Consider the following 14,986-nt stretch of genomic DNA (forward strand, 5'->3'; position numbering starts at 1 on the left):
TTCGCGCGCTCGGATATTTTCCATCAGCCGGTAATTCGGCTACGTCAAACATTAACGGCGGCGCGGGGAACCGGACAATGATCTTGAGCGACGACCTTGATCGAGGTTGTTCGAAAACCGGGTCACCGCACCAGGTCCCGGTCGGCGAGCGCCTGTACGCGGTCGAGGTCGGCGTCGATCTCCGCGGGTGGTGCCGCGTCCGGCAGCAGTTCCTCGATGTCGTGCAGCGGCCGGTACCGCAGGCCGAGCACGCCCCACACCACCAGCACGGCACCGGAGACCACCATCAGCGTGGCGAAACCGCCGAGCAGGTCGGCGAGCGGTCCCGCGGTCAGGAACCCGAGTGGTTGCATGGCGGTCGCCAGCATGACGTTGATGGCGAGCACCCGGCCCTGCAGATGCTGGCCGACCTTCGTCTGGATGATCGACAGCCAGTGCGCGTTGCCGATGCTCATGCACGCCAGTCGCACGAACAGGCCGATCGCGATCACGAACACCGAAGGCCACGCACCCATCAGCGCCACGCCGATCCCGGAGCCGACGACGAACGCGATCATGCCGGTGGCCCGGCGCGCGGTGCCGCCCCAGGTGATCACGACGAGCGCGCCGACCGCCGCGCCGATCCCGCCGACGGCACTGACCACACCCAGTTCGCCCGTCGAGCCGATCGACAGGACCAGCGGGGTGAGGCCGACCCACATCACGGCGGTGAAGTAGTTGACCACCGCGAAATAACCGATCATCACCAGCAGCGGTTTGCGGCGCAGCACGAACTTCCACCCGCCGGTGACCGCCCTCGTGAACGGTTCGACCCGGGTGAAGGACATCCGGTCCGGGAACCGCACCAGCACCAGGGTGGTCACGCCGATCGCGAACGTGGCGACGTCGACCACGACGACCCCGGTCAGCCCGGACAGTCCCATGAGGACACCGCCGAGGACGGGTCCGAGTACGGTGCCGAGCCCGGCGCCCATGTCGGCGAGCGCGTTGGCCTGCGGCAGATACGGCTTCGGTACCAGCTGGGCGATCGCCGCCAGGTAGGCGGGCCGGTGGAACGCCGACGCCACCGACATGACGCCGACGATCGCGCAGACCGTCACGAGATCCAGCCGTCCCAAGGCGAACAGCACGGCGAGCACGGCCATCGCCGCACCGCTCGTCAGGTCGCAGCACAGCATGATCCGCCTGCGGTCCACCCGGTCGGCGAGCGCGCCGCCGACCGGCGTCAGCAGCATGCTCGGCACGCGGGCGAGCAACACGACCAGCGCGAGGTCGATGACGCGTCCGCTCAGCTGGTACGCCCACACACCGAGCGCGAACGCGCTCAGTTCGTTGCCGATCATCGACACGGCTTGGCCACCCGCCACGGTGTAGAACGCGCGCAGCCCACGCCGGGTCGCGGCCGCGGCGACCGGGACGTCGTCGATTTCCGGCGGCAGGTCACCGGCGGCCCAGCGGGACAGCCGGTCCCGCAGCAGTGCGGCGACCTCGGCGGCCTGGTGGCGCAGGAAGTAGTGCCCGGCCTTGGGTAGCACGGCCAGTTCGACGCGGTCGGCGAACACACCCCACTCCCGGTACCGCTCCTGGTACAGCTCGGTCGCCGGGTCGCTCGCCCCGGCCACGCACAGGACCGGCGCGACGAGCCGGGGCTGTGGCCCGGCGTCCGGGTCGAGCGCGCGGCCGAACCAGGACTGCGCCTGCCCCGCGTCGTGCCGCAGCGCGTGCAGCATCGCCGCGCTCGCGGCCTCGTCCATGTCGTCCAGCAGTCCGCCGGTGGCCCGCAGGGTGTCCCGGTAGAGCCGGTCCGCGACCCAGCGTTCGCGCGGGAAGCGGCGTTGCAGCCAGGCCGACAGCTTCCCCGGCAGGCGTGCGGCGGGGAAGCTGCCCGCCACGACCACCCCGGCGACGGTGCGGCCGTCGGCTTCGAGCCGGGCGGCGAGCGCGGTGGCCACCGCCGAACCGACGCAGTGCCCGTACACGGCGACCGGACCCGTGACGGTCCGGCCGATCTCGTCGGCCAGCAGGTCGACCACCTCGTCGACGGTGCGGAACGCCTCGTCGGGCCGCGCCACGTCGTGGCCCGGCAGCTCGACGGCGAGCAGGTCGATCTCCGGTGCGGCGACGGCGAGTTCGGTGGCCAGCGGCTGGAACACCGCGGCCGAGCCGCCGCCGTAGGGCACGCAGACGAGCGTCACGTCCGGCGTGCCCGTGCGGGCGGGGGAGAGGCGGTGCAGCAGGCGCCCGTCGTCGGTGTCCCGTCCGGCGTCGAGATGGGCGGCCAGTTCGCGGACGGTCGGATGCAGGAACAGGTCGATGACGCGCAACCGCTCGTCGATCAGCCGGACCGCGCGGACCGCGGTGAACGAATGGCCGCCGAGGGCGAAGAAGTCGTCGTCGGCGTGGATCTCGGACACGTCGAGCACCTGTGCCCACGCCTGTGCGACGCGGTGCTCTGCAGGCGTTTCCAGCGAACGCGAACCCGTCACCGGCTCGGGACTGGGGACGGTGACCGGGCGGGACCCGGCGCGGGCCGGACCGGCCGCGGCGACTCGATTGTCCACATCGGACATCAGTCCGGTCAGGAGCGCCTGGAAGTCGGCGACGATCTCTTCGGCGGTGGCGGCGTCGAACAGGTCGGCCCGGTAGGCGAGGCCACCGAGATAGGTGTCGCCGTCGTTGACCAGCACCAGGCTGAGGTCGAACTTCACCTGCTCGCCCGCGTCGCGGACGGCCGTCACCTCGACACCCGGGATGGCGGGCGGTGTCGCCGGCTGATCGAGGACGTTCAGCAACACCTGGAAGATCGGCGTCGCGGCCACGGATCGCTCCGGCCGCAGCCGCTCGATGATCCGTTCGAGCGGCGTCTCGGCGTGCGCGAAAGCGCCGAGCACGGTCTCGCGGGACCGGCCGAGCAACTCCCGTACGGTCGGATCGCCGCCGAGATCCGTGCGCAGCACGAGCGTGTTCACGAAACAGCCCACCGTCGACTCGACGTCCGGGTGATGCCGTCCGGACTCGGGCACGCCGACCGCGACGTCTTCGGTACCGGCGCGGCGGCCGAGCAGTTCCTGCCAGCAGGCCAGCAGCACCATGAACGGCGTCACGCCCGTCTCGGCCGCGACCCGCCGCACGCGTGCGGTGAGCGCGGCGGGGAGCGCGAACCGGACGTGCCCGCCGGACCACCCGGCCACCGCCGGACGGGGCCGGTCGGTCGGCAACGTGAGCAGCGGCGGCAGCCCGGAAAGCCGGTCACACCACCAGTCCAGGTCTTCGTCGCGTGCGCGGGCGGCCAGCCAAGCGGCGTAATCCGCGTACTGGACGGGCAAAGCCGCGTCCGGTGCGGATCCCGCGAGCCGGGCGGCGTACGCGTCGGCGAGGTCCGTCCCGATCACGCCGCGAGACCAGTTGTCGGTCGCGATGTGGTGCACGGTGAGCGCGAGGACGTGCTCGTCGTCGGCGATCCGGAACAGCGACGCCCGCAGCGGCGGCTCCCGGTCGAGCGCGAACGGCCGGGCCAGTTCCGTCCGGCACGCCGCGTCGACCCGATCGGCGGCGATGTCCACAACGGACATAGGGACGCGGTCGGCCGGTACCGGCACGGCCACCGGGGTCCCGTCCCGTTCCTCGATGACGGTGCGCAGGACGGTGTGCCGTGCGGCGACGTCCCGCACCGCGAGCGCCATCGCCGCCGAGTCCAGCGGCCCACGCAGCCGCAGCACGAGATCGGCGTGATAGGCCGAGCCCGGGCCGAGCAGTTCGAGGAACCACAGCCGCGCCTGCGCGGACGACAGCGGCGCGGGTGCTTCGGGATCCGGCCGCACGGGGATGGGTGCGCCGCCGGACACGCCGTCCGGGTCGGCGGCCAGCACGGCGGCGAGATCGGCCAGCACGGGGTGCTCGAACATCGTGCGCACGGCGACATCGCGGTGCAGCGCCTCACCCAGCCGTCCCGCCACGCGCACCGCGGCGAAGGAATGCCCGCCCACGGCGAAGAAGTCGTCGTCCGCGGAGATGCCGTCGATCCCGAGCACGTCGCTCCAGATCCGCGCCACGAGCCGTTCGGCCGGGGTCGCCACCGGCCGCCGCGTCGCGGGCACACGCTCGGCGGCGTCGGGCAGAGCCGCCCGATCGATCTTGCCGTTCGCGTTGAGCGGCAAGCGATCCAGCACGGTCAGCGAGGCGGGCACCATGTAGTCCGGCAGCCGCTCGCGCAGTGTCCGGCGTACGGTCGCCACGTCGAGTCCCGGCCCGACGAGCCAAGCGGCCAGGCGCCGGTCGAGGCCGTCACCGACCGGCAGGACGACGGCCTCGGCCACGCCGTCGACGTCCCGCAGTGCGGCGGTGACCTCGCCCAGTTCCACCCGGTGGCCGCGCACCTTCACCTGGTCGTCGGCGCGGCCGAGGAACTGCACGGTGCCGTCGGCGCGGATCCGCAACAGGTCTCCGCTGCGGAAGCATCGCACGCCGGTGCCCAGCGGGTCGGGCACGAACCGGGCCGCCGTCTGCGTGTCGTCGCCGAGATAGCCCCGCGTGATCTGCGGTCCGCCGATCACCAGTTCGCCGGTCATGCCACCGGGAACGACCGCGCCGCGCGCGTCGACGAGATGACCGGCGACCCCGGGCAGCGGGATGCCGAGCGGTACGTATCCGGTGCGTTCGTGCGGTGGGACGGTCGCCACGTCGCAGGTCATCGAGATCATCGTGCTTTCGGTGTGCCCGTAGTGGCTCTGCACCCGCAGGCCGGGCCGGGCTGTCTCGACGCGCTCGACGAGCGACCACGGGCACGCTTCACCGGCGAGGATCAGCAGCCGATTCGGCAGCACGGCGGCCAGATCCCCATGCCGGGCAAGGAGTTCCAGGTGGCTGGGCACGCATTTGAGCACGTCGACCGGATGCTCGGCCAGGTAGCGGGCGAAGGATTCCGGGTCCATCGCGGTGTCCCGCTCGACCAGATGCACCGTGCCGCCGGTGGTGAGGGCACCATAGACGCAGGTGAGGCCGAAGTCGGCGGCCGGGGTGGAGACCACGGCGAACGACGCGCCCGCCACGTCGCCGAGCCGGGGCAGCATGCCCGACAGGTAGTGCGCGACGTTGCGGTGCTCGACCGCGACACCCTTGGGAGCGCCGGTCGAACCGGACGTGAAGATGACGTGGATGAGGTCGTGCCCCGCGACCGGGACGCCCGGCCTGCTGCTGGGCTGGGCGGCGACGGCGTCGTCGACGGTCAGGACGGTGACATCGGGAACGGTGATGTCGAGGCCGGGTTCGGCGAGCAGGATCCGGGCCTTCGCGGTGGCGAGGATGGCGGCCACCCGCGACGGCGGGTAGGTGGTGTCCATCGGCAGATACGCGCCACCGGACTTCATGATGCCCAGCACCGCGACCGCGACATCGGTGCCCTGCTCCAGCAACATCCCGACCGGCTCGTCAGCGCGCACGCCCAGTTCACGGAGCCGATGCGCGAGCCGGTTGGCCCGCTCGTCGAGCTGCCGGTAGGTCAGCGAACCGGCCCCGCCGACCACCGCGACCGCGTCCGGGCAGCGGTCGGCGGTGTCCTCGATCAGGGTGTGCACCGGCCGGAGTTCGGTCCGATCCTGGGCCGGTCCTGCCAGCACCGGCGAGGTGACGACCTCGACGGGCACCTCGGCCACTGGCCGGTCGAGGTCCGCGGTGATCCCGTCGACGAGCGTGACGAACCAGCGGGCGATCCGCTCCGCGGTGCCCCGGTCGAACAGGTCGGTGCGGTAGGCGAGCCCGCCCGAATAGCCGTCACCGGACCGGGACAGTGCGAGGCTCAGGTCGAACTTGACGCCGCGCACCGGCGGTTCGGTGACTCGCGTGGTCAGGCCGGGTAGCTCGGGCGTCCGTGACGGTTCGTCGAGGACGTTGAGCATGACCTGGAAGATCGGCGACGCGTCGAGCCCGCGCCGGGGCGCGACCCGTTCCACGATCCGCTCGAACGCCACGCCCGTGTGCGCGAACGCGTCGAGCACCGTGTCGCGTGCGGTGGCGAGCAGATCGCGGCCGGTGGTCGCCCCGGCCAGGTCGGTGCGCAGCACCAGCGTGTCGACGAAGCAGCCGACGACCCGTTCGGCGTCCGGGTGGCGCCGTCCGGACTCGGGCACCCCCACCGGAACGTCGGTCGTCCCGGCCAGCCTGGCGAGCAAGGTCTGCCAGCACGCCAGGAACACCATGAACGGGGTGGCGCCGGTGGTGCGGGCGATCTCCCGCAGCCGCGCGGTGAGGGCGGCAGGCACCTTGACGACGACTTCGGCGCCCTCGTCACCGGCCACGGCCGGCCGGGGCCGGTCGGTCGGCAGCGCCAGCACCGGGGGCAGTCCGGCGAGCCGCTCGTGCCACCAGTCCAGATCGGCCTCGGCGGTGTCCGGCCTGGAATCATTCCATGCCACCAGATCCGCGTACTGGAGCGCCGGTGGTGGCGGTACGTCGCGGAGGCCGAGGCGGGCCGCGTAACAGGCGGCGAGGTCGTCGAGCACGACCGCGGCCGACGGGGCGTCCATCGCGATGTGGTGGAACGTCAACGCCAGCACACGCCGGTCGGCGGCGACGCGGAACAGCACCGCCCGCATCGGCGGCAGGTCGCCGAGCGCGAACGGACGGACGGCCTCGGCGGCCACGGCGGCGTCCAGTTCCTCCGCCGTCACGTCCACAGTGGACACCGGAACGCCGGGTCCCGGGCACCGCATCGGCTCGCCGTCGATCTCCCGGTACACGCCGCGGAGCACGTCGTGGCGGTCGGCGACGTCACGGACCGCGGCGAGGAGCGCGGTCTCGTCGGCCGGTCCGGTCAGGTCGAGCACGAGCGGCAGGTTGTAGGTGTGGCCGCCGGGTTCGAAGCGGGCCAGGAACCACAACCTGGCCTGCGCGGACGACAGCGGCGCCGGTGATCCGTCGCGAGGGAGGCGGGGGATGGAGGGCTCCGCGGCGGGGCCGCCGCTCAGTGCGGCGGCGGCGCGGCCCGCGAGCAGTTCGCGCATCCGTCGCTGCGCGGGGGTGATCAGTGAGTCGGTCATGCCGTGCTTCCCGCCTGGACATCGATGGCGCCGTCGTCCGCCAGTACGGTCATCGCGATCCGTTCCAGTTCGACCGCGAACTCCCGCAGCACGGGCCGGTCGAACAGACAGCGCACCGGGACGGGGAACCCGAGCGCCTCGCCGAGACGGCCGACGACCTTGGTCGCGGCGAGGGAATGTCCGCCGAGGCCGAAGAAGTCGTCCAGCGCGCCGACCTGCTCTTGGCCGAGCACCTCGGCCCAGATCATCGCGACAAGTTCTTCGACCGCCGATTCCGGCCGGCTGTCGGGCCGCGTCTGCGCGACGGGGGCGGGTAGCGCGGTGCGGTCCACCTTCCCGGTCGCGGTGACGGGGAACGCGTCGAGCGGCACCCAGCGGTGAGGCACCGCGTAGTCGGGTAGCCGTCCGCGCAGCACGGCCGCCGCCACATCCGTGTCCACAGTGGACGGAGTGAGATAGCCGACGAGATGGGGTTCGCCCTCCCCGGAGCGCACCACGACCACCGCGTCGGTCACTCCGGCGACCGCGCGCAGCACATGCTCCACCTCGCCGAGTTCGACCCGGTTGCCGCGGATCTTCACCTGGTGGTCGGCGCGGCCGTGGAACTCCAGCGCGCCGTCGGCACGCCAGCGGACCAGGTCGCCGGTGCGGTAGGAACGGACCCCGTGCAACGGGTCGGTACCGAAGGCGGCCGCGGTCCGCTCCGGACGGTCGCGGTAGCCCGGTGTCACGCCGGCACCGCCGATGGACAACTCGCCGACGGCGCCGGGAAGCGCGGTCCGGCCGAACGGGTCGACCACTGTGAGCAGGGTGCCGTCGAGGGGGCCGCCGATCGGTATCGGCCGGTCGGCCGCCAGGTCGGCGGTGGTCACCAGGTGCGTGGTCGCGGTGATGGTGGTCTCCGTGGGGCCGTAACAGTTGCGCAGGCTCGCGACCCGGGCGGTGACCTGCCGCGCCAGCGCGACGTCGAGGGCCTCGCCGCCGGAGAACACGTGCAGTCCCGGCAGCTCGGGAAGTCCGGCGGCGACGAGCATCCGCAAGGTGGTCGGTGTCGGGTTGAAGCGGGTCGCGCCGGTCGAGACGAGCCGCCGGACCAGCGCGTGCCCGTCGACGGCACAGTCCCGGTCGGCGATCGCGCAGTGCGCGCCCGCGGTCAAGGTCGTCCAGATCTCGCCGGTGGCGGTGTCGAACACGAGCGGCGCGACCGCGAGCCAGGTGTCGGACGGCCGGACGCCGGTGACTTCGCGGAAGGCGTGGACCAGCGCGGCGAGATTCCGATGCGTGACCGTGACGCCCTTCGGCCTGCCCGTCGAACCGGAGGTGTAGAGGACGTAGGCGAGGTCGTCCAGGCCCGGTTCCCGCAGCGCGCGGTCGTCCGTGACGGGATTGTCCAGGTCCACGACGGTCAGGTGCGGCAGGGCGGCGCGGGCCACGTCCAGCGCGGGACCGCGGGCGGCGACGACCCGGATCCCGGCATCGGCGGCGAGTGCCGCGATCCGGTCCGCGGGATGGCCGGGGTCCAGCGGAAGGTACGCGCCACCGGCCCGCCATACCGCGAGCAGCCCGGCGGGCAGGTATTCGTCGCGGGGCAGGCATACGCCGACCACGTCGCCGGTGGCGACACCCGCGGCGAGCAGACCGCGGGCGCCCCGTGCCGACCACGTGGCCAGGTCCGCATAGGACAGCCGGCCGGTAGGCGATGAGGTCGCCACCGCGCCGGACTGTCGCGCGAGCACGTCGGCGATCACGGTCCGGGTGGCGGGCAACGGTTTCCCGGTTCCCCAGGAGAACAACGCGGCACGTTCCGCGGCGTTCAGGATGTCCAGTGTGGACAGTTGGGCGTCCGGGTCGTCGGTGAGGCGGTCGAGGAGGGTGCCGTACCAGCGGGCCCAGCGTTCGATCGTGTCCCGGTCGAACAGGTCGGTGCGGAACACGAGCCTGCCCGTGTAGCCGTCGCCGGTTTCGGCGAGGTCGAGGTTCAGGTCGTACAGCGCGGTGGCGACCGGTTGCGGCAGCACCGTCACCGCCAGGTCGCCGAGCGTCGCGGCCGCCTGGTCGTCGAGGACGTTCATCATCACCTGGCACACCGGGGTGCTCGCCGGATCCCGCTCCGGCGCGAGCCGCCGCACGACCTCGTCGAACGGCACGTCGGCGTGTGCGAACGCGTCGAGCACCGCGTCGCGTGTCCTGGCCACGAGGTCGCGGCCCGACACGTCGGTCCCCAGATCGGCACGGACGGCCACGGTGTCGACGAAGAAGCCGACCATCCCGGCCAGTTCGGCGGTGCGGCGGCCGCTGTGCGGCACGGCGACGGCGAGGTCCCGTACCCCGGCCAGCCGGGCGAGCAGCAGTTGCCAGGCCGCGAGCAGGACCGTGAACGGGGTGGTCCCGGTCGCGCTCGCCAGTGCCCGGACCCGCTCCGTGACGTTCGCGGGCAGCCGGACCGGGACCTCGCCGGCCGTCCAGTCCGCGATGGCGGGGCGGGGCCGGTCGGCGGGCACTCGCAACGCGGGCAGATCAGCGAGCCGCCGCTCCCACCAGTCGAGCCCCGCCGCCCGGTCCTGTTCGCGTTCCCGTACGGCGTGGTCGGCGTACTGGACCGAGAGTGGCGGATCATCGGGTTCCGTGCGGTACCACGCGTCCATTTCGGACAGCAGGAGCCGTTGGGACGTCGCGTCGGTGGCGATGTGGTGGCAGGTGAGGGCGAGCACGTGATGGTCCGGGCTGAGCCGGAACAGGACCACGCGCAGTGGTGGAGCGGCGTCCAGGGCGAACGGCCGCCGGATCTCCGCTCTCACCGCCGCGGCCAGATCTGGTTCACGGACGTCCACAGTGGACATCGGGACGGCGTCGGCCGGTCCGAGGAGTGCGACCGGCTCCCCGTCGATCTCGGTGAACCGGCTGCGCAGCACGTGATGGCGCGTCGTGACTGCGCGGACGGCGCGGTACAGCCGGGGCTCGTCGAGTGCGCCCAGGATCCGTAACACGGTGGGAGAGTTGTACGCGGCGCTGTCCGGGTCGAGCTTCGCCGCGAACCACAGCATGCGCTGCGCCGGTGACAGTGGCGCGGGGGCGTACGGGTCCGCGCGGGCGACGAGCGGTCGGTCGGCGGGGGTGGCTTCCCCGTCGATCCGCGCGGTGAAGTCGGCGAGCACGGGGTGGTCGAACAACGTGCGGACGGTGATCCGGCGTCTCAGCCGGGTGTGCAGGAGGCCGACCACCCGGGTCGCCGCCAGCGAGCGGCCGCCGAGGGCGAAGAAGTCGCTGTCCGGGCCGATCTCCACGTCGAGTTCGAGGCATTCCCGCCACACCTGCGCGACCACCGCCTCGGCTTCCGACAGCGGTGCGACCGCGGCAGGGCGGGCGACGGGCGTCGGCGGAAGGGCGCGTCGGTCGAGCTTTCCGTTGGGCAGCAAGGGGAGCGCGTCCAAGGCGCACCACGAACTCGGCACCATATAGGCGGGCAGTAACCGTCGTAGTCGTCGCTCGACGGCCGCCGTGTCGACGGTAGGGGGAGTGAGGTAGCCGATCACGTGCGCGTCCACGCCGTCCTCGGCGACCGCCACCGCCGCGTCGTCCACATCGGACAGTCCACGCAGGACGGATTCGATCTCGCCCGGCTCGAACCGGTTGCCGCGCACCTTCACCTGGTCGTCGGCGCGGCCGACGAATTCCAGTGTCGCCTCGGGGCGCCACCGGACCAGATCACCGGTGCGGTAGCAGCGTTCGCCCGGCCGCATCGGGTCGGCGACGAACGCGGGCCCGGTCAATTCGGGCTGTGCCCGGTAGCCGGTCGCCACACCGGTGCCGCCGATCCACAGCTCGCCGATCGCGCCGGGCGGCGCGAGCCTGCCCGCCTCGTCCACCACGTACAGCCGCGCGCCTGGCGTCGGCGAACCGATCGGGACCCGGTCCCGGTCGTGCCCGGTGACCCGGTGCGCGGTCGCCGCGACCGTGGTCTCCGTCGGGCCGTAGCCGTTCCACAGCTCGCCGACCAGCGGCCGGACCCGCGCGGCGAGATCGGGGTCGAGCACCTCGCCGCCGAGCAGCAGCCGCAGCGTGGGGTCACCCGCCCAGCCCGCGGCGAGCAGCATCCGCAGGCTCGTGGGGGTCAGGTCGACGACGGTGACCCCGCTTTCGGCGATCCGCCGCGCGAGCCGGTGACCGTCGATGGCGGTGTCGCGGTCGGCGACGACGCAGCGCGCGCCGGTGGCGAGCGGCCACCACAGTTCCTCGGCCGACACGTCGAAGGCGAGCGGCGCGACCGCGAGCATCGCGTCGTCCCGCGTCATACCGGGGCAGAGCCCGCGGGAACGGACGAACGCGTACAGGTTCGCGTGGCTGATCTCGACCCCCTTGGGCCGCCCGGTCGACCCGGAGGTGTACAGCACGTAGGCGAGGGAGTCGCCATCCGGCAGCACCGGCTCGAAGGGCACCCCGTCGGTCCGGTCGGCATCGACCACGCGCAAGCCCGGCGCGGCGTCGGCGACTTCCGACGCCACCGGCTGGGCGCCGCCGCGCGTGAGCAGGATGCGCAGGCCGGCCTCGTCCGCGAGCTGGGCCAGCCTGGCGACGGGTTGTCCGGTGTCGAGCGGCAGATATCCCGCACCCGTCCGCCACACGGCGAGCAGCGCGGCGGGAAGGAACTCGTCGCGCGGCAGGCATACCCCGACCGTGTCCCCGGCCGTCACCCCGGACGCGGCGAGCACGCGCGCGATCCGGTCGGCGTGGCCCACAAGTTCCGCGTACGTCAGCTGCCCGCCCTCAGCGGACAGCGCGACCGCGTCGGGTGTCCGCGACGCGGTGCGCCACACCGCCTCCGGCACGCCGGCCGCGTCGTCGTCGGGCAGCGCGGGGCCGGTGCCCCAGCTCGTCAGCACGGCGAGTTCCCCGTCGGCCGCCAGTTCCAGTGTGGACAGCGCGGTGTCCGGTGTGGACACAGCGGTGTGCAGTAGGTGCAGCAGGGAACGGGAGAACCAGCGGGCGCGGTCGGGGGCGAGCCACGACGGGTCGTGCTCGACGATCAGCTCGGTGCCGCCGACATGGGTGTTCACGAACACCGTCAGCGGGTTGTGGCTGCCGCCGGTCGGCAGCTCGCCGAGCAGGTCCAGCCGCGTGTCCGGCCCGTACGCCGACAGCGGCAGGCCGTCGGGCTGCACCGCGATCGACACGGGGGTGAGCGGTACCCCGGTCGGCCGGTCGCCGCCCCACAGCCCGGCGAGTTCACCGCTGGGCAGGCCCCGATGGTCGATAGCGCGCGCCGCCGTGGTCATGGCCGCGCGCAGGAGGTCGCGGAACGACGTGTCCGCGTCGAGCCGCAACCGCACCGGCAGGACGTCGACGAGCGGCCCGACGGTGTGCTCGAGCTCGGGCCGGTCCCGGTGCGCGGCCGCCATCCCCAGCAGCACGTCCTGGCCCCGCACCAGTTCGCCGACCAGCAGTCCCAGCGCCGACAGGTACACCGCGAACGGCGTCACCCCGGTCGATTCGGCCAGCGCACGCACCGCTGACCCCAGCGATCCCGGTAGCGGAGTGCTGATCCGTTCCCCTCCGAAGCGCTGACGGCCGTGCGCGGCGCGGTCGAACAGGGCGTCCGGCGGGGTCGCGCCCGCCAGCTCTTCCGACCAGTACGCCGTCAGCCGGCCTCGCTCTTCGGGTATCGCCGCGAGCGCGCGTTCCCGCGACGCCACCGCGCCCACCTGCGCGAAGGAAGCCGCGGGTGCGCCGGTCAGCTCGGCCATGAGCACGCCGATGGACGCGCCGTCGGTGGCGATGTGGTCGGACACGACGATCAGGTCGGCCACGTCGTCGTCGAGGCGGAGCAGCGTGATCCGCAGGAGCGGCGTGTCACGGGAGAGGTCGAACGCGTGCCGGGCGGCGGAGGCGGCGAGTTCCCCGGCTTGACGGTCCGCGTCGGGCAGCCCGCGCAGGTCGTGTACGTCCACCGGAACCCGCACCGGCGGGCCCACCACCATGACCGGTTCGCCGTCGTGGTCGCCGATCGTGCCGCGCAGCACCTCGTGCCGGGCCACGACCTGGTCCGCGGCGGCCCGCAGTGCGGGCACCGACACCCGGCCGCGCAGCCGCAGCCGCCACGCGACGGTCGTCGCGGTGCCGGTCGAACCGAGCTGGGCGAGCGTCCACAGATCCCGTTGCGTGCCGGTCAAGGGAAAGGTCCCCGGGTTTTCCTCCAGTGCCAAGGAAGGCGCGGCGGCCGGAGCGTCCGCGAGCCGCCGCGCGACCGCGGCCACCGTGCCGTCGGAGAGGAACTCCGTCAGTGTCACCACCCGGCCGGTGCTCTCCCGCAGTCGCGCGACCGCGCGCGCCGCGGCCAGGGAATGCCCGCCAGACTCGGAGAACCGGTCGTGCACACCGATCCCCGGCAGCCCGAACGCGGCAGCGACCTCCTCGGCGACCAGCCGCTCCGCCTCGGTGCCCGGGGCGGTGTACTCGGTGTCCTCGCGGTCGAAGACCCACGCCGCCAGCGCGGTCCGGTCCGCCTTCCCGGTCGTGCCGAGCGGGATCGCGTCGAGGACGGCGATCCGTGACGGCACCAGGTGCGCGGGCAGCCGCGAGCGCAGCCACCGCAACAGTTCCTGCTCGGTCACCGCGGCCCCGGCCGGTTCGGCGAACCCGACGAGCCTGCGTTCCCCGTGCTCGTCGGCGGGCGCGAGCACCACCGCGTTGCCGACGGCCGGGTGGGTGAGGAGCGCCGCCTGGACCTGTCCCGGTTCGATCCGGAAGCCCCGCACCTTCACCTGGTCGTCGGCGCGGCCGACGAAGTGGTGCACGCCGTCGCGGCATCGGACCAGGTCGCCGGTGCGGTAGTGCCGGACGCCGCGGGAGTCGACCACGAACTTCTCGGCGGTCAGCTCCGGCTGCCCCAGGTACCCGCGGGTGACGAGTGTCCCGCTGACCCACAGCTCGCCGACCTCGTCGTCACCGAGCGCGCGACCGTCGGCATCCCGCACCGAGAACGCGGCGCCGGGAAGCGGGGTCCCGATCGGCGGGTCGGCCGATTCGTCCCGGCCGACTTCGTGGCACGAACAGTTCACCGTCGCCTCGGTCGGGCCGTAACAGTTCACGATCCGCCGCACGCCCTCGTTGGCGTAGAGGCGGTCGACGAGCGACCGGTGCAGGGCCTCACCCGCGATCGCTACGGTCCGCACCGAACGCGGGAGCGGGGTCCGCGCCAGCACCGCCAGGACGGACGGCACGCCCTGCACGAACGTCACCTCGTCCCGCGCGGCCAGCCCGGGCAGCGCGAGCAGGTTCTCGGCGAGCACCAGGCTCCCGCCGGTCACCAGGGGCGGGAAGACTTCGGCGACGGACGCGTCGAAGCAGACCGACGCGGCGCCGAGCACGCCTCGCAGCTCGTCGTCGCCGTAGGTCGCGGCCGCCCACGCCAGCAACGCGAGCACGTTGCGGTGCTCGACCTGGACACCTTTCGGCCTGCCGGTGGAGCCGGACGTGTAGATCACGTACGCGAGGTCCGTGCCGGAACCCGGGACAGCGGGGGCGGCCGTGGGCGCGGAGGCGACGTCCCCGACGGCCAGCACCGGCACGTCGGCGTCCGCGAGCGCGACCGGATCCGGTTCGTCCGCCACCACCAGCGACAGCCCGGAGTCCGCGACGACCGACGCGCCGTGCGCAGGAGGAGCGGCCGGGTCCAACGGGACATAGGCGCACCCCGCCTTCAGCACCCCCAGCAGGGTGGGGACCAGCCACCGGCCGCGGCGCAGGCAGACGCCGACGAGGTCACCGCGGGCCACCCCGCGACGGAGCAGCGCGTACGCGACCGTGTTCGCGGCCTCGTCCAGCCGCGCGTAGCTCAGCCGCTCGTCGCCCGCGACGAGCGCGCAGCGGTGGGGTGTCCTTTTCGCCTGCGCCTCGAACGCCTCGTGTACCCGCTCGAATCCGCCCAGATCTGCCCGCAACCGCTGAATCCCCTC

The 14,986-nt window shown here is 73.1% G+C and carries 2 protein-coding genes; both read right to left on the reverse strand.

From position 1 onward, the window contains the following. Positions 1–122: 122 nt before the first annotated feature. Positions 123–7,034: a non-ribosomal peptide synthetase/MFS transporter gene (locus tag AJAP_RS12150; RefSeq protein ID WP_038510769.1), complete on the reverse strand. Its 6,912-nt coding sequence runs from the start codon at positions 7,032–7,034 to the stop codon at positions 123–125. After that, positions 7,031–14,971 (reverse strand): non-ribosomal peptide synthetase, encoded by a 7,941-nt coding sequence (locus AJAP_RS12155; RefSeq protein ID WP_038510771.1) that lies wholly within the window; start codon positions 14,969–14,971, stop codon positions 7,031–7,033. Before AJAP_RS12155 ends, AJAP_RS12150 begins: the two co-directional genes overlap by 4 nt. Positions 14,972–14,986: the final 15 nt, after the last annotated feature.

It is taken from the genome of Amycolatopsis japonica, from assembly GCF_000732925.1.
In the GTDB taxonomy this organism is placed as follows: Bacteria; Actinomycetota; Actinomycetes; order Mycobacteriales; family Pseudonocardiaceae; genus Amycolatopsis; species Amycolatopsis japonica.